At 50.1% G+C, this 23,508-nt stretch carries 16 protein-coding genes; 3 read left to right on the plus strand and 13 right to left on the minus strand.

All coding sequences use genetic code 11. The annotated features are described in order from the left end of the window. Positions 1-190 precede the first annotated feature (190 nt). The 10 genes from ACO0K3_RS06000 to ACO0K3_RS06045 all read right to left on the minus strand — a co-directional run bounded on the left by ACO0K3_RS06000 (position 191) and on the right by ACO0K3_RS06045 (position 17,082). Positions 191-1,642 carry a DUF4139 domain-containing protein gene (locus ACO0K3_RS06000; RefSeq protein ID WP_422982830.1) on the minus strand — a complete coding sequence of 484 codons (1,452 nt, stop codon included), beginning with the start codon at positions 1,640-1,642 and terminating at the stop codon, positions 191-193. A 153-nt stretch (positions 1,643-1,795) separates the two neighbouring features. Continuing rightward, positions 1,796-3,070, minus strand: a complete 1,275-nt coding sequence (locus ACO0K3_RS06005; protein ID WP_422982831.1) for an amidohydrolase family protein — start codon at positions 3,068-3,070, stop codon at positions 1,796-1,798. Positions 3,071-3,310: 240 nt separating this feature from the next. Beyond that, positions 3,311-6,130, minus strand: coding sequence for a M16 family metallopeptidase (locus tag ACO0K3_RS06010; protein ID WP_422982832.1), 2,820 nt, complete (start codon positions 6,128-6,130; stop codon positions 3,311-3,313). Between the two features lie 272 nt (positions 6,131-6,402). Further along, positions 6,403-7,647, minus strand: a complete 1,245-nt coding sequence (locus tag ACO0K3_RS06015; protein ID WP_422982834.1) for a Zn-dependent hydrolase — start codon at positions 7,645-7,647, stop codon at positions 6,403-6,405. A gap of 132 nt (positions 7,648-7,779) precedes the next feature. Then, positions 7,780-9,219: a dihydropyrimidinase gene (gene hydA, locus ACO0K3_RS06020; protein ID WP_422982836.1), complete on the minus strand. Its 1,440-nt coding sequence runs from the start codon at positions 9,217-9,219 to the stop codon at positions 7,780-7,782. 57 nt (positions 9,220-9,276) lie between these two features. Beyond that, the gene (locus ACO0K3_RS06025) at positions 9,277-10,758 is read right to left on the minus strand and encodes an NCS1 family nucleobase:cation symporter-1 (RefSeq protein ID WP_422982838.1); all 1,482 of its coding nucleotides are present in this window, start codon (positions 10,756-10,758) and stop codon (positions 9,277-9,279) included. 149 nt (positions 10,759-10,907) lie between these two features. Next, on the minus strand, positions 10,908-12,191 hold the full coding sequence (gene preA, locus ACO0K3_RS06030; protein ID WP_422982840.1) for an NAD-dependent dihydropyrimidine dehydrogenase subunit PreA: 1,284 nt from the start codon (positions 12,189-12,191) through the stop codon (positions 10,908-10,910). Beyond that, entirely contained in the window at positions 12,191-13,645 is a 1,455-nt protein-coding gene (locus ACO0K3_RS06035; protein WP_422982842.1) for an NAD(P)-dependent oxidoreductase, read from the minus strand. The genes preA and ACO0K3_RS06035 overlap by 1 nt, the downstream gene beginning before the upstream one ends. 240 nt (positions 13,646-13,885) lie before the next feature. Continuing rightward, positions 13,886-15,409 carry a CoA-acylating methylmalonate-semialdehyde dehydrogenase gene (locus ACO0K3_RS06040; RefSeq protein ID WP_422982844.1) on the minus strand — a complete coding sequence of 508 codons (1,524 nt, stop codon included), beginning with the start codon at positions 15,407-15,409 and terminating at the stop codon, positions 13,886-13,888. 356 nt (positions 15,410-15,765) lie between these two features. After that, positions 15,766-17,082, minus strand: a complete 1,317-nt coding sequence (locus ACO0K3_RS06045; protein ID WP_422982846.1) for an aspartate aminotransferase family protein — start codon at positions 17,080-17,082, stop codon at positions 15,766-15,768. Positions 17,083-17,364: 282 nt separating this feature from the next. Here ACO0K3_RS06045 and ACO0K3_RS06050 point away from each other — a divergent pair, with 282 nt between their 5' ends. The 3 genes from ACO0K3_RS06050 to ACO0K3_RS06060 all read left to right on the plus strand — a co-directional run bounded on the left by ACO0K3_RS06050 (position 17,365) and on the right by ACO0K3_RS06060 (position 20,636). Then, entirely contained in the window at positions 17,365-18,864 is a 1,500-nt protein-coding gene (locus ACO0K3_RS06050) for a PLP-dependent aminotransferase family protein (protein WP_422982848.1), read from the plus strand. Further along, positions 18,845-19,531, plus strand: a complete 687-nt coding sequence (locus tag ACO0K3_RS06055; RefSeq protein ID WP_422960843.1) for a TetR/AcrR family transcriptional regulator — start codon at positions 18,845-18,847, stop codon at positions 19,529-19,531. Before ACO0K3_RS06050 ends, ACO0K3_RS06055 begins: the two co-directional genes overlap by 20 nt. A 100-nt stretch (positions 19,532-19,631) precedes the next feature. Beyond that, positions 19,632-20,636: a LacI family DNA-binding transcriptional regulator gene (locus ACO0K3_RS06060; RefSeq protein ID WP_422982850.1), complete on the plus strand. Its 1,005-nt coding sequence runs from the start codon at positions 19,632-19,634 to the stop codon at positions 20,634-20,636. A gap of 8 nt (positions 20,637-20,644) precedes the next feature. On the opposite strand, the gene ACO0K3_RS06065 is transcribed toward ACO0K3_RS06060, so the two are convergent. The 3 genes from ACO0K3_RS06065 to ACO0K3_RS06075 all read right to left on the minus strand — a co-directional run bounded on the left by ACO0K3_RS06065 (position 20,645) and on the right by ACO0K3_RS06075 (position 23,405). Beyond that, positions 20,645-21,193 carry a YggT family protein gene (locus ACO0K3_RS06065; protein WP_422982852.1) on the minus strand — a complete coding sequence of 183 codons (549 nt, stop codon included), beginning with the start codon at positions 21,191-21,193 and terminating at the stop codon, positions 20,645-20,647. Positions 21,194-21,280: 87 nt separating this feature from the next. Beyond that, complete coding sequence (locus ACO0K3_RS06070) at positions 21,281-21,754, minus strand: histone (RefSeq protein ID WP_422982854.1); 474 nt, start codon at positions 21,752-21,754, stop codon at positions 21,281-21,283. Positions 21,755-22,214: 460 nt separating this feature from the next. Beyond that, on the minus strand, positions 22,215-23,405 hold the full coding sequence (locus tag ACO0K3_RS06075; protein ID WP_422982856.1) for a ribonucleotide-diphosphate reductase subunit beta: 1,191 nt from the start codon (positions 23,403-23,405) through the stop codon (positions 22,215-22,217). Positions 23,406-23,508 lie beyond the last annotated feature (103 nt).

Genomic DNA, 23,508 nt, shown 5'->3' on the forward strand with positions numbered 1-23,508 from the left:
TTTAAAAACGAATCCGCAAGCTGCATGCGCCTTCTGGCATGAAATGCCTCTGAAAGCCGCATGCAGCTTGCGGGTTCGTTTCTGGAGTGACGAAAATCTCAGAATCGATTGCACCAAGTCGTCATAAAACTTGGCACTACCAAGGTAATGCTTAGTGAAAGCTGGCAACTCGACCGAGAGACGACTCAACTCAATACTTCACCAGGCTACGGTAAGTCAGCTTGGTGTTCCCCTCGGCTGGCACGGTGATTTTCCATACCGCCGTGTTGCTGGCACTTTTGGTGAACGGGTGGCTGCTGTTCAGCACTTGCCAGTCTCCTGGCATAGGTTCTTGCACAGTCACGACAACAGCTTCTTTTTTGGCATTTTTCAACACTAGCTCATAGGCGCTTTCAAATACATAGTTGTACTTGCCGGAGCTTGCGAGTTTTTTGAAGTCAGTCTGTTTCTTATTGGCGGTCACGTCAAAAGCGTCACCTAGTTTAAGCCGGACTTTTTCATTTTTCGGTGTGTGATCGATGCTGTCCTCACCGATGAACTGTGCATTGCCTTTACCGTCTTTCTTATAAACACGTACGACACCTTTGGGTAAAGGCATACCCAATTGGGATGCCTCTTTATTATCGAACTCTACGAAAACGCCTATCTTCATTTTTTGACCTAGATCGCCGTAACTGCTCTGGTAATAATAGTCATTGCCAGTCAAGAGCAATTCCTTACGCGCCAAGACACCGGAAGCGGCCAGCAATGCCACTTGTTTGGTCTGATTTTCTGCAATGGTGGTTGGCCTGTCCAATGTGTATAAATGATATTCAAACAAAGACTCTTCGGCCATGGCCGCTTTAGCCATCATAGGCTGCAGGCTATCCATTCTTTTTATTGAACTGCCGGTAACCTCAACTCTTTGCGTGACTTGATGCACGTCACCAGCCACCAGTTGCAGCTTGGCATTGCGATACGTAGCACCGCTGGTATTACCCAGTGTGACCCAACCCGAAATATCAAGTTTATCGTCAGTGGCATTCAGTTCGACGACATAATCGGCCTTCCATGACAAACCGCCCGTCAGGTAACTGAGTTCGACATCTTGTTGCTGCGCGCCGTTGTTATCGAGTGCCATCACCAAGGTAGGACGGTCACGCAAATTCGCAGGGACATCAGGGTAAATAATGCGGCCAGGCAAACCAGTTTCTATGCGATCACCGATCTTCAACACCACGCCACCATTGGCAGACAACACTTGAGCCGACTCGGTCGTTTCCGCTCCGGTTGCCGTATTGGTGCGAATGATATTGACGTTACGACCCACATATTTTTCCAATAGTTTTTGTGGTGTCAGCAAATCAAAATTAAAATTCTGCTCAACGACAGACAAGCTCCCCGGTGCTGTCACGCTACGCAACAAGGCCGTCTCTGGCCGCATTCTGGCACTGACATCGCGAAAAGCAAGCGCCGATGCGCCACGCTTCAATTGCAACTTCCGCTGATCTTTTATCAGCGCAAGATTCTCGTTGTAAATCGTCACAGCAACTTCCTGCTGATCACTCAGAGTGCTGCGCTGCTCATCATTTTGCACGACTTGTGCGTAAGCGCTTCCGGCAAGGGAGAGTAGTAATAGACTGGCTGAAATGGGTCTGTGCATGAGAAGCCTCTCTTGGTAACTAGGATGACTAGGTGAACGATCAAAACAGCATAAGGTAATAACATGATGCAACATCACGGTAATACAAGATTGAAAATTAGAAACAGAATATTAAGTAAAGTTCAGATATTCAGGGCTGTTTGTTGTAAGCATTTATGACCGAAGCCGGAAATCGGCTAATGCAGGTCGCCCCGGCAAACTCAAACTCGCCAACGCAGCAGGGCTTTGGCTGATTACCTTGCCACGCCGTATCACACAGCGGCGCGCCGCGCGCAGGCGGATGGCTTCGATGGAGCTGCCTGCATCGAGAATCACGAGGTCGGCGTTGGCACCCGCGTAGATACCGTAATTCTCTAAGCCTAGAATTTGCGCCGGCATCTCCGTCACCGCTGCGTAGCATTGCTGCATTGCCTGCTGACCGGTCATTTGCGCGACATGTAGCCCCATGTGGGCGACTTCCAGCATGTCTCCTGATCCCAGGCTGTACCAGGGATCCATTGTGCAATCCTGACCAAAGGCAACGGTGATTCCGGCTGCTAGCATCTCAGGCACACGGGTCATGCCGCGGCGCTTCGGATAGCTGTCGTGACGGCCTTGTAATGTGATATTGATGAGCGGGTTGGCGATTGCGGCTACGCCGGCTTCGCGGATCAGCGGCAATAATTTACTGACATAGTAATTGTCCATGGAATGCATTGATGTCAGATGCGAGCCGGTGACCCTGCCTTGCATGCCTAGCCTCTGTGTGTGATAGGCGAGTGTCTCGATATGGCGCGACATGGGATCATCGGACTCGTCACAGTGCATGTCGACGCGATAGCCCTTTTGCGCGGCAAACTCACATAGCAATCTGACCGATTCTGCGCCGTCCGCCATGGTGCGCTCGAAGTGCGGAATTCCTCCGACCACATCAACACCCATTAACATGGCGCGCTGTAAATTATCGAATGCCGTTGCACTACGCAAAATACCGTCTTGTGGAAAAGCGACCAATTGCAGATCGATATACGGTGCTACACGTTTTTTCACTTCGAGCAAAGCCTCGACTGCCAGTAAACGATCGTCACAAATATCCACATGTGAACGAATCGCGAGCAGGCCGCGACCCACCGCCCAATCACAATACTGCATTGCCCGCTCAACCAAGGCTTCTTGTGTGAGTAAAGGCTTGAGCTCACCCCACAGAGCAATACCTTCTAATAAAGTACCTGACTGATTAACACGCGGCTGCCCATAGCTCAGCGTTGCATCCATATGAAAATGTGCATCAACAAAAGGTGGAGACGCCAGATCGCCAGCAGCATCGATTTCCTCACTGGCTTGCATAGAAAGCGCGTGATCAACAGCCATAATACGTCCGCCCTGTATCGCGATATCAATATCGCGGCGACCATCTGGCAAATTGGCATGTCGTATGATCAGATCCATGGATGTCCCTGTGATATAAAGTGAAAAAACGAATAAAGATAAAGACGATGCTGCATACAGTAATTAGTGCAGCATGCTGATCGCAGGATGCAAGAGATTCATTTTTTCTTCCAGACCCATACCAACAAAAAAAGAGCAGAGCGCAACGCATTCTGCACACTGCTCTATTGCGACACCTCAGCAAAATAAGCGATAGTCGTTCTTGCTTACATCGTTTACTTCACCGCATTACTGCATTACTTACTTCTCAGGATACATCACGAGTTGCACATAATTGTTCGTATTGAAGTAGAGCTTAGCCGCTTCTTTCACATCATAGACGGTAACGTCCTCAAGTCGTTTTTCGTAACTCAGCATCTCTGCCATATCGGTTCCGTATAACACTGAGTCCTGCAAATTACTCAGCCAATATCCATTAGTGCGCATCTGGGTCTGGCGCTCTTTAAGCCAATTCTGTTTGACCTTATTGAGATCGGATGGCAATGGCCCTTCTATTTTCATTTTTTCAATTTCGGCAAACATCGCCGCAATCACTTTGTCTACGTTGTCAGGGCCGCATGGCAGCATGACACCGATGCGGTAAGTTTGCGTCGGTGTGCGGCTAAGCGCACCGCTCATACCGCCGCCATAAATCAAGGCCATTTTTTCGCGCAAAATATCTGTAATACGCAAATTCATGACTTCAATCATCGCGTGGAAACGTAAGTTTTCTTCTTTGGAATAACGAGCATCGCCGTTGAACGTAATAGAAACCCGGCTCTTTTGTTCACTGCCGACTCTCACCTCTTTCTTGATAACGCCCGATACGGCATGCAATCCCAGATCCTTGTATTTAACGGGGAGCTCCGACGTCGGCAAATTTGCCAGATAGCTAGTGATCAGCGGTTTCATTTTATCGACATCGAAGCTGCCAACGATGATAAAGGTCAATCCTTTTGCGCTGCTAAAACGTTCATTAAAAATCGTCATTGATCTGTCGAGATCGATTTTGCTAAAGTCTTCTGGCTTTGCTGTATGTACCAGACGAGGATGGTCATTGAAGAGTGTTGATATCAGCGTGTCGTTAAATATCGATTCAGGATTGGCCATGGTATTTTTTGTGGCGTCCTGACTTTTACTGACGAATGCTTTAAATAATTCCTCATCTTTACGAGGACTTGTCATTCTTAAATACAGTAACTGGAACAAGGCTTCTACATCGGCGGTGCCGGCATTGCCACTAAAGCTCTCGGTATAAAAACCGCTGCTGGTCTGCAAATTGGCTGCCTTTCCTGCCAGTACCTTAGGAATATCCGTCGGCGAAAACGTCTTTAAGCCCATATTCCAGACAACCGCGTTAGCATAGCGGGCATTGAAATTATCCTTGTCACCATACAGAGACTGACCTCCGAAACGAGTGGCACTGATCAGGACCTGATCGTTTTTAAAATCGGTGGTCTTGAGAATCACCTTTACGCCGTTTGATAATTCAAGCTGAAGAAGATCGAGTTCTTTATTTGGTTTTTCTGAAACGATGCTACCCGGTTTTACGGGACGCTCCATCAGGCTGGCGGCGACCTTTTTTTGTTCGTTCATTACAACGGGCATTTTTTCCGCGGCATTGACCAATTGCAGTAGTGCGCTCTCTGTTGGTGCAGGTACCTCAGTCTTATCCGAGCCCATGTAGACCACTAATTTTTGTGTTGCGACGGGAATAGAACGACGCACATAATCGTTCACCTCAGCCAAATTAATTCCGGGCAAAAGCTCATTGAAATAAGCGAATTCATTGACGATGCCGGGGATGGTTTCCTGCATCAGGAAATGACGAATATATTCGGCAGCATAAGTAACAGAATTCGTTTTATCACGCTCGTTATAGGCGCTTTCCACATTGCGTAGCTGCATTTTTTTAGCGCGTTCCAGTTCTTCTGTACTAAAGCCATATTGACGCGCTTTTTCATTCTCTTGAACCACCGCACGGACCGCCGGCTCAACCCCACCGCGTCCCAGCACGGCATAGGATGAATATGACTCATAGCCGCGAACGATCATTCCCAGTGAATTCGATGCACCCAAAAACGGCGGCGTTGCCTGTAGTGTCAGTTCTTGCAAACGCTGCGCCATCATATTAGCGACAAGTCTTTTTATCATGTTCTGACGATAATCCGCCATGGTCTTTTCCTGAGCGGATGTGCGAACAGGATAGCGGATCAAGACAACATTATTAGTCGCCTCTTTATCTGTGACTACCAGGCTTTTTGACTCAGGCCGGTCGGGAATTCGGGCATAGTCGCGGACACGCTCTTTCGCCGGATTTTTTAAGCCTGAAAAATGTGCAACGATCATTTTTTCAGCCTGAACCGGATCAACATCACCGATCACAACAACTGCCATTAAATCAGGGCGATACCAGTCAGCGTAGAACCGTCTGATGGCCTCATATTTAAAGTTTTTGATGATGTCTTCTTTACCAATCGGCAAACGCTCGGCATATTTTGATCCGTTAAATACCTCCGGCAATACCAGTTTATTCATACGGTCAGTCGCGCCTTTGCCGAGACGTGCTTCTTCCAGAATAATGTCGCGCTCTTTGTCAATATCAGCGTCATTCATCGAGATCCCTTGCGCCCAGTCCTCAAGAACCAGGAATCCCGTTTCTAAATTATCTTTTTTGTCTGTCGGGATGGGCAAGATATACACCGTCTCGTCAAAACCGGTATAGGCATTCAGGTCAGCACCAAATTTCACGCCAATCGACTGCAAATAAGAAATCAGTTCATGTTTTTTAAAATGGCGAGAACCGTTGAACGCCATGTGCTCGGTGAAGTGGGCGAGACCTTGCTGATCGTCGTCTTCTAAAATAGAGCCCGCTTTGACCACAAGCCTGAGCTCGACACGCTGCTCGGGTTTGGTATTTTTTTGGATATAGTAGGTCAGGCCGTTAGCGAGTTTACCGATTTTCACTTGCGGCCCGACAGGAACCGGGTCAGACAGAGTGATCGCCGCTTGTGCGGACCAGCTTAGTGCAAGCAGAAACACGAAAGAAAATACGCGCTGCATCGTTGTAGTGATCATCATCTGCTCAAATCAAAGAAAGAGTGGCAATAATACAATAACAATGCTTTTGAAATGTGTGCTTTAGCAGAAGGAGAAAAACTAATTACCCCTCCCGATCCGGTTGACATTCGCACTAGCGGCTCGAATATCAACCAGTAACAGGAATTGAATCTACATTCATGGCAAGCTTGGATGGTGAAACTAAGTACTAAATACTAAATACTAAGTACTAAGTACTAAATATTAAGCACTAAACCCTGCGCATCTAACACTGAGCGCTCAACTCAGCTGGATTACGCGACGACTCTGGCCCGCTCCAGCATTGCTAGCAGCAAGACATTGCAGCCCGCCTCAAGATGCTCTGACTTTGCGTCTTCAATTTCGTTGTGGCTGATCCCGTCTTTGCACGGGACAAAAATCATACCGGACGGTGCCAGACGCGCTGTATAAATCGCATCGTGCCCAGCTCCGGATACGACATCCATCGTTGAATAACCGAGTCTGGCTGTGGCGCTGCGTACCGCATCAACACAGTCGGGATGGAATGGGCAAGGCGGATAGTAAGACACTCTGTCAATCGTGATATTCAGGCCGCTGTCACTCGCTGTCTTATCGACAAATGCCAGTATCTCTTCATGCATGGTATTTAGTAAGGTGTCATTGACGTTGCGTAAATCGATGCTGAATTTGACCTCACCAGGAATCACATTACGACTATTCGGAAAAACCTGCACCATGCCGACCGTGCCGCGTCCGTACGGCGGATAACGATTACCGATGTTGACCACTTCCTGCATGATTTTGGTGGCAATTTGCAGAGCGTCTTTACGCAGATGCATCGGAGTCGGACCCGCGTGCGCCTCCATGCCAGTAACGACGCAGTCATACCAGGACAAGCCCATCACGGCAGGAACAACACCGATCACTTTGTCGGCATCTTCGAGTACCGGACCTTGTTCGATGTGGGTCTCAAAATACGCACCGATGGGATGATCACCGGGTGTTTGCTTACCCAAATAGCCAATCCGTTCAAGCTCATCTTTGACGGTCTTGCCATCGACATCCTTAGCCGCGTACGCATGCTCTAGCGAAAATGCGCCGCAGAACACACCGGAACCCATCATGACAGGAACAAAGCGCGAGCCCTCTTCATTAGTCCAGAATGCGACCTCAATCGGCGCTTCCGTTTTGATCTGATGATCGTTCAGGGTTCGCACTACTTCCAGCGCAGCCAGCACACCGTAATTGCCATCAAACTTGCCGCCGGTTGGCTGGGTGTCGATATGGCTTCCAGATACAATTGGTGGCAAGGCACTGTTAGTGCCATCGCGACGCATAAATACATTACCGATCTGGTCTACTGTGACCGACATACCTGCCTCTCTGGCCCAACTAGTTACCAGATCGCGACCTTGTTTATCGAGATCCGTCAGAGCGAGGCGCTTCACCCCACCTTTGGCGGTAGCACCGATCTGCGCCAGCTCCATCAACGAGTTCCACAGACGATCACCGTTAATTCTTACGCCATCCGTATTCATGCTTATTCCTTTTCTTTACTACTGATTAGAACTTAGATTAAAACTTAGTTTTGAAGCTTGTTTTCAGCCCGGTTTTAAAGTCTCTTTTTACAGTCTGTTTTTACGGCAGAACTTACTGCCTGAATGTCGGTATTAGCGCTGCACAACAAGTGGTGCAGCATGCTGTGCCATGCGTCCCAGGGCATCAAACATCGGTGAGAACGCCGGTCTGTCCACATGTTGTCCCGCGCCCTCTACCGCGAACAATTCACCCTGTTTAAATACCAGCTTGCCGCCGCTGACTGTATGACTAGGAATACCGCGCACAGTACGTCCTTCAAATACATTAAAGCCGCCTTTAGCAAATTGTGTCTTAGCCGAAATTGTCCTTGATCCCTGCGGATCCCAGACGACGATATCGGCATCAGCACCAACCGCAACAGCACCTTTACGCGGATAGATATTAAAAATCTGCGCCGCATTGGTTGAGGTCACCTTGACGAATTCAGAGGGTGTCAGTTTGCCGCTGTTGACACCGGCATCCCAGATGACGGCCATACGATCTTCTACACCGCCACAGCCATTCGGGATTTTGGTAAAGTCATTTTTTCCCGCCGCTTTTTGGCTGTCGCAAAAGGTGCAATGATCGGTCGCTGTTGTATGTAGGTTGCCGCCTTGCAGCCCTTGCCACAATGCCGCCTGGTGTTCTTTAGACCGAAACGGTGGACTCATCACATGACCAGCAGCATATTCAAAATCAGGATGGCGATAGACGCTGTCGTCAATCGTCAAATGCCCGGCCAATACTTCACCGAATACGCGCTGACCTTTGCTACGGGCACGAGTAATCGCTTCCAGTGATTCAATGCAAGAGACATGGACGATATAGATAGGCGTGTTCAGGACATTCGCAATGGCAATCGCACGATTCGCCGCCTCGCCCTCGACCATAGGCGGGCGTGATAGCGGATGCGCCTCCGGACCGGTAAACCCTTTTTTCAGTAACTCTTGCTGAAGTAAAAAAACCAACTCGCCGTTTTCAGCATGTACCGTCGGCATTGCGCCCAACTCTAAAGCACGCTTGAAGCTTTTTACCAGGACCTCATCATCGGCCATGATGGCGTTTTTATAGGCCATAAAATGCTTGAAACTATTCACGCCGTAGTCACGTACCAGCGTTCCCATATCGGCATGTACGCTATCGTCCCACCATGTCACGGCTACATGAAAACTGTAGTCGCCGGCTGATTTTTTCGCCCAGCCGCGCCAGGTCTGATAGGCGTCCATCAGCGACTGCTGTGGATTCGGAATCACAAAATCGATAATGGTCGTCGTGCCACCAGCCAGACCAGCAGCAGTGCCGGTAAAGAAATCATCTGCCGTAACCGTACCCATGAAAGGCAGATTCATATGTGTGTGAGGATCGATCCCGCCTGGCATGACATATTGTCCGCCTGCATCAACGACCTGAGCACCGGCAGGCGCACGTAAATTCTCGCCGATAGCGACGATTTTTCCATCAGCGCACAAGACGTCTGCCTTGAATTCACGGTCTGCGTTCACGACGGTACCGCCGCGTATCAATATGCTCATACTGGTCTCCTGATAGTTCTGGAATAGCGTAACGATGATTCAATCAATAATCATGCTTTATTGCGGTTGCGGTACGACCAGCACATGATCCTTTTTACCCTTCATCATGACCAGGTACACGACGCCCGACAACACCAGGCCGACAAACCAGGCGTAGGTATAGATCGTTTTAAACAGATCGGAGGTAGCAGGGAATGAGGCCGGGAAAGCCGCGTTCAAGAAACCTGGAATATTCGGCACCACACCGATGACGAAGGCAGCGATGGCCGCCATATTCCAGCCATTTCCATAAGAATATTTGCCATTCTCTTGATACAACTGATCAACGTCGAGCGTGGTTTTACGGATGAAGTAATAATCAATAATAAGGATCCCGGCAATCGGCCCCAGCAAAGCAGAATAGCCGATCAGCCAGGTAAAAATATATCCCTGCGTTGATTCCAGTATTTTCCACGGCATCATCGCAATCGCGATAAACGCTGTGATGTAGCCACCGGTTTTATAACTGATCAGTTTGGGACTGAGTGCAGAAAAATCATAGGCAGGCCCTACCAGGTTCGCAGCCAGATTTACGCTGACGGTATCAATCAGCAAAATCAGCAACGCAATCAGCACCGCCACTCCCGTCATGCGGCTCGCCAGATCGACCGGATCCCAGATCGCCTTGCCATATAACACCACGGTTGCCGAAGTCACGATCACTGCCAGCATCGCCAGCAAACCCATGGGTACCGGCAAACCGACACTTTGTCCCAGCACCTGATCGCGCTGTGATTTAGCAAAGCGCGTGAAGTCAGGAATATTCAATGCCAGCGTCGCCCAGAAACCGATCATTGCTGTCAGTGAGGGCCAGAATGTTGTCCAGAATTGCCCAGCTTTTTTACCACCCTCGACAAACTGCGATGGCTGATCAAGAATCGGGCCGAAGCCGCCTGCCTTGTTATATACCCAGCCCAGCAAGACAAAACAAATCATGATTTTTAAGGGTGCCGTGTAGGTTTCTAATTTGCGGATGGCATCCATACCGTGAAAGATGTACCAGAACTGGATAGCCCAGAAACCGAGGAAGCAAGCGAACTGTGCGCCATTGATGCCGAGACCGGCGATCTTGTCGCCACCGAGAGGGTGGCCGAGCAACACACCCGCCAGCGTATAAATCATCATACCGCCAAACCAGGTCTGGATACCGTACCAGCCACAGGCAACAATCGCCCGCATCAAGGCTGGCAGGCGTGCGCCTTTGGTGCCGAAGGAACTACGCGCCAATACAGCATAAGGAATACCGTATTTAGTACCAGCATGACCAATCAACAGCATCGGCACCAGCACGATCGCATTCGCAAGGAAAACCGTCACCACGGCTTGCGATGCAGACATACCGCCCTCGATCAGGCTTGCCGCCAGAGTATAGGCAGGAATACACATCACCATACCCACCCACAGAGCCGCAAAATGATACCAGCGCCAGGTGCGTTGCGCCTCGCTGGTCGGTGCCAGATCTTCGTTCCAGAGTTCGCTGCTTGCCGCTGATTTGTTCACGTTTGCCTCTCCTTCGGTGGTTTATCTGTGCTGCCCGTAATGCCAGTGTTATCGGTATTATCGGTTTAGCTACGCTAGCCATGCTGCCCATGAATGCAAAAGGATTGCGCTCTGGATCGAGCGCAATCCGTAGATCGATGGCGGCACTTTTATGCTTTGATCAAATTTTCTGCTCGTGGATTGCGCGGATCCTGGGTCCAGTTCATATACGGTTTGCCTGTGTCTTCTGCGACCATCGTAATACAGTTTTCAACCGGGCACGTGATTTGACAGAGGTTGCAGCCGACACATTCTTCTTTAATCACTTCGTATGTGCGCTGACCATTTTCAGCGATCAGCTGAGCGATCGATTGATGCGATGTGTCTTCGCAGGCGATATAGCAACGGCCGCATTGAATACAATTATCCTGATTGATCTGTGCGATGGATTTGAAGTTCATATTCAGATATTTCCAGTCGGTCGTATTAGCGACCGCCTTGCCACGAAAATCCTCAATCGTGGTATAGCCTTTTTCATCCATCCAGCGCGACAGACCATCTTTCATGTCTTCGACGATACGAAAACCATGCAACATCGCTGCCGTACACACCTGCACCGAGCCCGCACCGAGAGCAATGAATTCTGCCGCGTCGCGCCAGTTGCCAATGCCGCCAATACCGGAAATCGGCAGGCCCTGCGTCGCAGGATCGCGGGCGATTTCTGCCACCATATTTAAAGCAATCGGCTTCACGGCAGAACCGCAATACCCGCCATGTGTGCTCTTACCGCCTACGATAGGACGCGCCACCATGCTATCAAGGTCAATCGAAGTAATTGAGTTGATGGTATTGATCAGCGAGACTGCATCGGCGCCCCCCTTATGCGCAGCGCGTGCTGGCATACGGACGTCAGTGATATTGGGAGTGAGTTTAACGATCACTGGCAAAGAGCAATATTGCTTGCACCAGCGCGTGACCATTTCTACATATTCCGGCACCTGCCCTACTGCCGCCCCCATGCCGCGTTCTGGCATGCCGTGCGGGCAACCGAAATTTAGTTCAATCGCGTCCGCGCCGGTTGCTTCTACCAGTGGCAATACGGATTTCCAGATTGCCTCCTCGCATGGATACATCATGGAAACGATCATGGCGCGATCCGGCCAGTCTTTTTTTACCTGCGTGATTTCACGCAGATTAATCTCCAGGCTACGGTCGGTGATCAGCTCAATATTATTAAAACCGATAACTTCACGATTTTTGCCAAAATGCGCGGAGTAGCGTGAAGACACATTCACGGGTGCCGGATCTTCGCCCAGAGTTTTCCAGACTACACCGCCCCAACCGGCTTCAAAGGCACGGATCACGTTGTAGGCTTTGTCTGTCGGTGGTGCGGACGCAAGCCAGAATGGATTCGGTGCTTTAATACCGGCGAAATTAATGCTGAGATCGGCCATTATGCAACCTCCCTTTTTGTCGTTGAGCTGGATGATGGAGCGGGCGATGTTGTGGACAATGCTGCAGACATCAGGTTCTGATGAATCGCTGCAGCGGCAAGTTTGCCGTGCTGAACTGCCTGCACTGTCAGATCCTGCCCGGGAGCCACGCAATCGCCTCCCGCATAGACGCCAATAAGTGAGGTACGGAACTGATCATCGACCGCAATTTTATCGCCGTCTTTTGACAGGTCATGGGCTAGAGGATCGCTGAGTGAGGCTGCATCCAGAGACTGACCGATGGCTTTAAAAATCGCCTGTGCAGGCAGCTCAAATGTCTCACCAGTACCCATCAGACGATTGCCTTCCATGCGCGTTTTCTCAAAGCGCATACCACGTACCTTACCGGCATCATCCAGCAATACTTGCTGAGGCTGAGCCCAGGTTTTTAATCTGACCTGATGCGCTTTAGCGATCTCCTGCTCATGTCCGGTGGCTGACATCGCCTCTGTGCCGCGGCGATACACTACGGTGACATCCTCCGCGCCAAGTTTGGCGATCTGTACTGCCATATCAATGGCGGTATTCCCTGCGCCGATCACAAGGCATGTTGATGGGAGCGGTAATTTACTCAGATCATCAGCCTGACGCAATTCGGCAATGTAATCGACTGCTGCCAGCAAACCGGGGGCATCTTCTCCTGTCAGGCCAAGTTGACGGCTAGCGCCAAGACCGATACCGAGAAACACCGCATCATATTTTTCACGTAACTCGCTGAGCTGTAAATTATGGCCTAAGGTATGGCCGTATTGAATCGTGATGCCGCCTATTTCAAGCAAAAACTGCACTTCACGCTGAGCAAAATCCTCAGTTAGCTTGTATTTGGCAATCCCATACTCGTTCAGGCCACCCGGTTTCGCGTGGGATTCAAAAATAACGACGTCATTGCCCAGCATCGCCAGGCGATGCGCGCAGGAAAGGCCAGCGGGTCCCGCGCCAACCACCGCGACCGTGCGCCCAGTCGCGGCAGTACGCTGAAATGGATGAGATTGAAAATCCATATGATCAATCGCATGACGCTGCAACAGCCCAATCTTGACCGGCTGAGCTTCAGCATCATGATTGCGCACGCAAGCTTGCTCACACAGGATTTCAGTCGGGCATACACGAGAACAACTGCCACCCAGAATATTCTCTTGCAGAATAGTCTTGGCAGCGCCGTTGATATTCTCATTGGCGATATTACGGATAAAACTAGCAACATCAATATCGGATGGGCAAATACGGGTGCAAGGCGCATCGTAACAATACAGGCAACGCTGGCTTTCTATCAATGCCTGACGCATGCTCAGAGCGGGAGCCAGGTCGGTAAAGCGCGCTGCGAGTGCTTCGTTGGCGGCATCTGGCTGAGCGAGATGTACTAGCTGAGACAATGGCAAACACTGTGTCAGCGGAGAGGAAGATTCAATCATCATGCATTCCTACTTATTATCTTGACTGGGAAAACAGCGGACATTCTCATTCCGCTATCCGTGGCTATTTTGAGTATCTGTGACGACTAACAATGCTGCTGGCACCCATCCGGTATTACCTGAAACAGCTAGCAAACCTCGTGCCAATATTTACCACTTGGTAAAAACAAAAATTACCACTTTTACGCTGCTATTTGGCACATTTCTGATTTGCACTGCACCATTCCAGAACATTTTTGCCCATTATTTCATTTGCGGAAAGGCAAATTCTGCACCGGCACTGCCATGGCCTTTTGCAGAATCAGGCCAGCGCTGCATGACCGCCTTGGTGCGGGTATAAAAACGTACCCCCTCAGGGCCGTAGACATGATGATCGCCAAACAGACTACGCTTCCAGCCACCAAAACTATGGAAGGCCATCGGCACAGGCAAAGGCACATTGACACCAACCATACCGACTTGTATTTGCCGGACGAACTCACGCGCCACACCACCATCGCGGGTAAAAATCGCGACGCCGTTGCCATATTCATGTTGATTGATCAGTTGAACCGCACTCGCAATATCCGGCACACGTACTACGCACAATACGGGGCCAAAAATCTCTTCCTGATAAATCGTCATTTCTGGCGTTACGCGATCAAATAAAGTGCCCCCTATAAAGAAACCATTCTCACGCCCGGCCACTTTGTGTCCGCGCCCGTCAACCACCAGATCAGCGCCCTGCTCTACGCCTTGACCGATCAGTTTTTCTATACGCTGCTTGGCCGCGAGGCTGACGACCGGCCCCATTTCGGCTCCGGCAGCCATGCCGTCATTGATTTTCAATGCTCGTGTTTTTTCTGCGAGGGCGGCAACCAGTTTATCGGCCGCACCACCCACAGCAACTGCGACAGAAATTGCCATGCAACGCTCACCCGCTGAGCCATATGCCGCGCCGATCAGGGCATCGACTGCCATTTCCATCTCGGCATCCGGCATCACGACCATATGATTTTTTGCACCGCCCAATGCCTGTACGCGCTTGCCATTGGCGCTGCCACGGGTATAAATATATTCGGCGATCGGGGTTGAGCCGACGAAGCTGATTGCCTGTACCTGCGGGTGATCTAGCAAGGCATCAACTGCGGTCTTGTCACCTTGTACGACATTGAACACACCATCCGGCAAGCCAGCCTGCTTCAGCAATTCGGCATGCAGAATCGATGGCGAAGGATCACGCTCCGACGGCTTCAGTACAAAAGTATTACCACAGGCAAGCGCTACCGGAAACATCCACATCGGTACCATCGCCGGAAAATTGAATGGTGTAATCCCTGCGACCACGCCAAGTGGCTGACGGAATGAGCAGGCATCAATACCACGCGCGATCTGGTCGCTGAATTCCCCTTTCAGGAGCTGCGGAATACCGCAGGCAAATTCGACGACTTCGATACCGCGGGCAACCTCACCCTGCGCATCGGCAAAGGTTTTGCCATGCTCCCGCGTCAGCATTTCGGCAAAACGATCTGCATGTTCTTGCAGCAGTTGCAGATACCTGAACAATACGCGCGCACGCGTCAATGGCGGCGTATTGGCCCAGGACGGGAACGCCCTGGCAGCGGCGGCAACGGCCTGGTCGACCTCTTCAACCGATGCCAGTGCAACACGGGCAACCGGTACGCCCAGCGCCGGGTTGTAGACGTCGGAATAACGCCCGCTGCTGGTATCCTGCTTCTCACCCTCGATGAAGTGGGGAATGGTGTCTCGGTTCATCAATGCACTCATAATGGGTTTCTCATTTCGTTCTTACTTATTTAGTTAGTTAATTAGTTCATAGGAATGGCGCAAAAACCAAGACCGCTCATCACAAAAACACGGAAACGCTGATACGTAGAGAAAATAGGAATAAGCGTTTCCATGGATTATCGGTAAAGAGTTTTTAGAAATTCCCAAAACGACTCCGCAGGCTGCATGCGCCTGTTGGCACGAAATGCCTCTGCAAGCCGCATAGAGCCTGCGGATTCCATATTGATTTGGTAAACAGCTTGTCGTTTTGCGTCAGTCCTGGTTCATTATTGATATAGTTAGTTGTCTGGCTTGGGTCTGATACACGCTCATAGTTATTGAGTTGAAGGGATCACTCAATCGAGCGTTTTTAAAATTTTTGCCAGCTTGCCGAAGAGTTCGTCGATATGTGATTTTTCTAATATCAGCGGTGGTGATAAAGCGATGATGTCGCCCGTGACACGGATCAGAATGCCATCGGCAAATGCGCGTTTGAATGCATCGAACGCTCTGGCACCGGGCCTGCCTGGTATGGATGCCAGCTCAATCCCTGCAATCAGTCCCAGATTGCGGAGATCGATTACATGCGGCAAGCCTTTCAGCGAATGCACGGCATCGGCCCAATACTCTGTCATGCCACGTGCATGCTCAAGCACTTTTTGCTCTTCAAAAATATCCAGACTTGCCAGTGCAGCAGCGCAGGCCAATGGATGACCGGAATAGGTATAGCCGTGGAATAACTCAATACCGGCGGGACCCTGCATGAAGGCATCATAAATATGCTGTTTAGAAAAAACTGCTCCCATAGGAACCACACCATTCGTCAAGCCTTTGGCCACCGTCACCAGATCCGGCTCAACATCAAAATAATCAAAAGCGAACGGTGTTGTCAGGCGACCGAAGCCCGTAATCACTTCATCAAAAATCAGCAAGATGCCATGCTTGGTGCAAAGCTCCCGCAGCCGTTTCAGATACCCTTTGGGCGGTACTAAGACACCGGTAGAGCCTGCCAGTGGCTCTACGATGACAGCCGCAATCGTCGAGGCATCATGCAAAGCGACCAGACGCTCCAGCTCATCCGCGAGATGCGCACCATACTCTGGCTCGCCGCGGGTGAATGCGTTTTTTTCCAGATTATGGGTATGCGGTAAATGATCGACGCCTGGCAGCAAGCTACCAAAAGTTTTGCGATTATTCGCAATGCCACCGACAGACATACCCCCGAAGCCCACGCCGTGATAACCACGCTCGCGACCGATCAGGCGGGTACGCGTTGCATCGCCGCGTGCACGGTGATATGCCAGTGCCATTTTGAGTGCAGTATCCACCGCCTCTGATCCTGAATTGGTATAAAAAACCTGACCAAAGCGATGATTGGTATAACTCATCAGGCGATCAGCAAGTTCAAAAGCGGAAGGATGCCCCATCTGGAAAGTGGGCGCAAAATCCAGTTGCGCTACCATGTCCTGCACTGCTTTCACCAATTTCGGCTGTGCATGCCCCAGTGGTACACACCATAACCCTGCCGTACCATCGAGAATGGTATTGCCATCAATATCGCGGTAATGCATTCCCTCGGCGGAGACCAGCAGACGCGGATTACTTTTGAAATCACGGTTAGCAGTAAAAGGCATCCAGAATGGATTCATTTCTTCGGGACGAGATTCATACATGGGAAGCTCCTGTTATTGGAAAAACTATTTACCATCTGGTAAAACTATGTTGCAATAGTAGGCAGCAGGATAAGGACGGCAGCATAGATGGCGACATAGACAGATACAGAAAAAACCAGCAACCGTATTGGTCAGCCAGGCACTACAGTTGGCAATCCAGCTGGATGTAGTCAGATACTGCTGACTCGTGATCAATGATGGTCGGTGGATGCTTATCGCTCTTGAGGCGCGTCATCGCTCGTAATCGGATTGGACAATATTGAGCAAGGTAGAGGTGTATAGATGCAACGGGTAATAGAGAGTGGCCATGTTGTTGATACATTGCCAGACAACCGGAACGGTGATGATAAGGAAGTGCGCTGGCCCGTACTGCAACTTGATCGCAGCAAGCGTGGCAGCCTGGTGGATCAAATTGTGCTGGCAATCACTGCCCTGGTGAATGCGGGTGACTTAGGTATAGGCACGAAGATGCCATCGGTGAGACAGTTTGCCAAATCGAATGGCGTCAGCACCTTTACTGTCGTCGAATCCTATGACCGTTTGCTGACAACGGGTCTGCTGTCGTCACGCCGTGGTTCGGGTTATTTTGTAGCGCGGTGCGAAAGTCCCTCTGCCCGTCCTGCACTGACTCAACAAGTGTTACCCCTCAGTATCGATGCGTTGAGTCCTGATTTATATACCGGTGTATCAGATGCACTGCCTGCGGGTTCTGGCTGGCTGCCACCGGAATGGTATGGGGAGTCAACGATTCTGGATGCGGTTCGACATGCGATGCGCATTCCGACCTGCCGTATGCGCGGCTATGGTAATCCACTGGGCTTCCCTAGTTTGCGGCAGCATCTGGCAAGCAGCCTGGGAGATGCGCTGTTTGCCGTTGAGCCGGATCAGATTGTGCTGACACATGGCGCTACCCATGGCTTTGATCTGATCTTGCGAACGCTGACAAAGCCGGGTGACTGTGTTTTTGTGGAAGATCCTGGCTATAGCAATCTGCTGTCGCTGATTCGCCATCATGGTTGCATCCCCGTTGGCATACCACGTGGCGAACAAGGTCTAGATTTTGATGTTCTGCAAGAGAAAGCGACCATTCATCAGCCCAAGCTGATGTTTGTTAATACCGTGTTACACAATCCCCTCGGCACCTCACTCAGCCATGCGCAGGCGCACCGTCTGCTGAGTATGGCGGAGCGTTTTGATTTCTGGATCGTTGAAGATGACATTTACCGGGACCTAAGCGCACACAGCGATCCTTCTTTGGCCGCGATGGATGGATTACGCCGTGTGATACGGGTCGGTAGTTTTTCTAAAACACTGTCACCGGCATTAAGAGTAGGTTCGATCACGGCATCAGCCTCCCTGGTAAGCGAATTAGTGCGGATCAAGATGCTGGCCGGACTGACTACCTCGGAGATTAATGAGCGCGCGGTGTTATATGCAATTACGGCCCGGCCTTATCGCCGGATGCTGGAACAACTTATCCACCAGCTAGATACTGCGCGGGAAAGCAGCATGCACATGTTGCAGCAGTCTGGCATGAGGCCATTGGCAAAACCTCGTGGCGGCATGTTTATCAGCGCTGGCTGGCAAACCCCATCGACGCCAGAATTCAACGCCAAACTGATTGCAGACCAGGCGTTAAAAGCAGGCATATTATTGTCCCCGGGCGAATTTTTTTCGATCGCCCCCGCCGGTACGGTCTGGTTCCGTTTCAATGTTGCCTATACCAATTCCGAACAACTGAGTCACTTCTTACGCACCTGTCATGACACTATTGGACATTGAAAAAAATCTCCCCGGTAAAGCACCTTCAGCAAAATCAGCGACGATTAACCGGCGTCTGCAAAATCGCGATAAATTAGAAGCAGAAATTCTGGCACAAGCGGTACGCCTGTTTGCCGAATGCGGTTACGAGGGCACATCGGTTGCCACAATTGCGGAACAAGTTGGTTTGTCCAAACAGAACCTGCTGTATTACTTCCCAAGCAAACAAGCGCTCTATCAGCGCGTGCTGGATGATGTATTGCATGTCTGGCTGGAACGCATGAATAGTCTTGCTGACGACAGCCGTGAGCCGGAAGAATTGCTGCGTGATTACATCGTGGCAAAACTCCGCTTTTCACGTGACCAGCCCTGGGGTTCACGGGTCTATGCAATGGAAGTCATCGGCGGAGCCAAAGTGTATGGTGCCGATATCCGGAAAAAAGTTGTCCCTTTATTGCGCAAGGACATAGAAATTTTTGAAAAATGGATCACCGAAGGTAAGATCGCCGCTGTAAATCCTACCCATCTGCTATTCGCAATCTGGGCAATGACGCAATCCTATGCCGATTTCGCAACGCAAATGAACCTTGTCATGAATCGCAAACAATTAAGTAAAAAAGATTTTGACGACGCGGAAAAACTGATCGTCGATATGGTACTGGCGGGACTGGCAATAAAACCAGCTTGAGGCATCAAAAAAAGATCAAAACAACATTGTCAATTCTTTAAAAGTCACCTTTTTCTGTAATTCATGCGTCATAATTCATGCAGAGAGGGGATGAAATTTTATGGCAACAATGAAGCAGGTCGCTGAGAAAGCACGCGTGTCCACCACCACGGTTTCTCACGTCATCAACAATACCCGCGTCGTCAGCGAAGATGCCCGTGAACGCGTACTGTCCGTCATTCAGGAATTACGCTATATCCCCAGTGCCGTTGCACGTAGCCTGAAGAATGACAAGACCCATACTCTGGGTATGATGATCCCGAATAATTCGAATCCCTATTTTGCTGAGGTGATACAGGGAATCGAAGATGAAAGCTTCCGGCTAGGCTATAACATTATCCTCTGCAATTCCTATGATGATCCCAAGAAGCAAGCGGCATACACCCGTGTGCTGATGGAAAAACGGATTGATGGCCTGATCCTGGTGTCGTCTGGCATCGATCTGGAGCTCACTCAATTATTGGCAGACGAAGCGATTCCCAAGGTCCTGGTCGATAGGGAAGTTCCCGGTGTCGCAGCTGATTTTATTGAAGCCGACCATGAACAAGGTGGCTATCTGGCGACCAAATATCTGCTGGATCTGGGTCATCGCCGTATCGCCTGCGTATCAGGCCCAAAAACCTTATTACCTAGCGGAGACCGGGTATCCGGTTATCTGCGTGCACTGAAAGAGGCGAGCATCGATTTCAACAGCGATTACCTTGCGCACAGCGACTTTACCAGCCAGGGTGGCTTCAGCGCGTTTCAGCAGTTGTTGGCCCTGCCTGACCGCCCTACTGCCATTTTTGCGAGCAATGATCTGATGGCAATCGGGGGATTGTGTGCCGCCCAGCAAGCGGGTGTGCGGATTCCGGAAGAGTTGTCAGTAATCGGCTACGATGATATCGCTCTGGCTTCGTTCAGCACACCTCCGCTGACCACCATTGCACAGCCTAAATACGAAATCGGGGTATTGACCGCGCGTGTCCTGGTGAACCGTATCGTCAACGCAGAATTACCGCTGCGACGTGAAATGCTGGAGACCAAGCTGACCGTGCGTCAATCGACCGGACCAGCACCTGCTTAGGGTCTTGTTCACATCAACAACAGCCTTGGCAACAACTCAACTAAGAGACGATTAAATACCTGAAGCAAGATTAATGCAGCCATCGGTGAAAAGTCGATCCCTCCAAGTGGAGGCAGTAATTTTCTTATCGGTGACAAGATAGGATCATTCAGGGTGCGGATAAACGGTGCAAACGGCGCATGGGGATTGACCCAGCTGAATACCGCTTCCAGCACAAGTAATGCCATCAGACCATACAGGATCCATTGCAGCAATTTAAATAATGCCAGCAATGCGATCACGGGCAAGGACACCTGGGATACCACCAGAAAATCGGCCAGCGTCGATAGTAATGCGACGAAAAAAGCAGCAATCAGACTCGCCCAGTCGTAACCGCCAAATCCTGGAATGACGCGTCTGATCGGATGCACCAGCCAGTCTGTTAATTGAAAGATTGATTGGGCAAGTCCCATTGGAGGCCGGACACGTTGTACTTGCATCCAGAAACGGAGTAAGAGAAAGCCGGCAAACAGGCCAGCAATCGTATCGATAACAAAAGTAAAAATTCCGTGCAACACAGGACGACCCCTAAAAAAAACCCACTGAGTGAATATCACACAGTGGGTATTGTGCCTGAATAAGATCAGGCGTCCAAGCTATCTGAATTAAGCTGGACGTGTGCCTGTCGGGAAAGGCCAAGCTGCTGTTGGGCTCACCACGGTTTTGGCATCTGGCGTAGCTGGCTTGGCAGCTGCTTTCGCTGCAGGCTTAGCCGCTGCTTTTTTTGCTGCTGGCTTCGCTGCAGGTTTAGCTGCTACTTTTGCCGCTGGCTTAGCTGCTACTTTTTTCGCTGCTGGCTTTGCCGCTGGCTTAGCTGCTGCTTTTTTCGCTGCTGGCTTTGCCGCTGGTTTAGCTGCTGCTTTTTTCGCTGCTGGCTTTGCCGCTGGTTTAGCTGCTGCTTTTTTCGCTACTGGCTTTGCCGCTGGTTTAGCTGCTGCTTTTTTCGCTGCTGGCTTTGCCGCTGGTTTAGCTGCTGCTTTTTTCGCTGCTGGCTTTGCCGCTGGTTTAGCTGCTGCTTTTGCTACAGGTTTTTTCGCAGCGGCTTTCTTTGCCTCTGGTGGTTTTGGTGCTGTTGCCATTTTGTTTCTCCTTCATTTGATGGAAAAAATTGATCAATTAAAATCCGCTCAATGAGACTCTGAAACGAGCGGATTATTCATGGGCGCAAACAAACTGTTGGTTGCGCTAATGAATTTGGCACCGGCTGAACTGCTCCATCTCCTCTTCTGATGCAGCACTTCAGCCATATGGCAGCTTGATCTTAAGCATATCGACACAGAATGTATCTGTGTCGGATATAAGCTCATCCAGAATCAATCAGCCAAAAAAAACGCCCGCATTAAAAAATGCCGGCGTCGGTATCTTGTGTTTCGAGAGTTTTTCCAAAACCGAAAGCCGCGACACTTATGTGGTGTCGCGGCACAAACAGAGTAGATCGATTCGGTCTATGACTGTCCATTCAGTTTGGTGAGGCCTCTCGCGTTTTTCACATCATGTGAATTTGAGTAGACATCCAGATGCATCTGAATGCTGCTGCGTTTATTCCCAATTCAGGGCGCCGCCAGTTTGGTACTCAATCACACGGGTTTCAAAAAAGTTGCGTTCTTTTTTCAGGTCGATCATTTCGCTCATCCACGGGAAAGGATTTTCTTCCTGCGGGAACAAAGTATCAAGTCCGATTTGTTGCGCGCGGCGATTTGCGATGAACCGTAAATAACCTTTGAACATTGGCGCATTCAAACCAAGCACTCCACGCGGCATTGTATCCTCTGCGTAGCGATATTCCAACTCTACCGCACGCAAAAACAACGATTTAATTTCATCTCTAAATGTCGCGGTCCACAAATGCGGATTTTCCATCTTGATTGTGTTGATCAAATCGATTCCGAAATTGCAGTGCATCGATTCATCACGCAAAATATATTGGTATTGTTCTGCCGCGCCCATCATTTTATTCTGACGGCCAAGCGCCAGAATTTGTGTGAAGCCGACGTAGAAAAATAAACCTTCCATCAGACAGGCAAACACGATCAAGGACTTCAACAATGTCTGATCCGTCTCCATTGTGCCGGTCTTGAATTCTGGATCGGTCAAGGCATTAATGAACGGAATCAAGAACTGATCTTTGTCACGAATCGACTCGACTTCATTGTAAGCATTAAAGATTTCAGCTTCATCCAAGCCCAGTGACTCAACAATATATTGATAGGCGTGCGTATGAATCGCTTCTTCAAAAGCCTGACGCAACAGGTATTGACGGCATTCAGGCGCTGTAATGTGACGATAAGTTCCCAGCACAATATTATTTGCAGCAAGTGAATCCGCTGTCACAAAAAATCCCAGATTGCGCTTGACCAGGCGACGCTCATCTTCGGTCAGACCATTTGGGCTTTTCCAAAGTTCAATATCGCGTTGCATATTGATTTCTTGCGGCATCCAGTGATTGGCGCAACCTGCCAGATACTTATCCCATGCCCATTTGTATTTAAACGGCACAAGTTGATTAACGTCAGTCTGACCATTGATGATGCGTTTGTCAGCGGCATTAACGCGGCGGGCGATATCCTCCGGAGCTACTACGACTGGTTTGGCGACCAGCGCGGGATTCAACGCAATCTCCTGAGTGCGCAAGCTCAGACCCGCTTGCACATGATCCGGTTGTTGAACAGATTTTGGTGATCCGGCTGGCGCAGCAGAGGCTGGTGCGACTTCATCATCCCAAGAAAGCATTTGGTATTCCTTACTTATTAAATAGATCGTTCTTTGCGACTGGCAGAAAGTGCTCGTCATCAGACAGAGCTCTTTCTGCTCGACATGTTGTCAGCTAGTGCTG

The organism is Undibacterium sp. Rencai35W (assembly GCF_049340185.1).
In the GTDB taxonomy this organism is placed as follows: domain Bacteria; phylum Pseudomonadota; class Gammaproteobacteria; order Burkholderiales; family Burkholderiaceae_D; genus Undibacterium.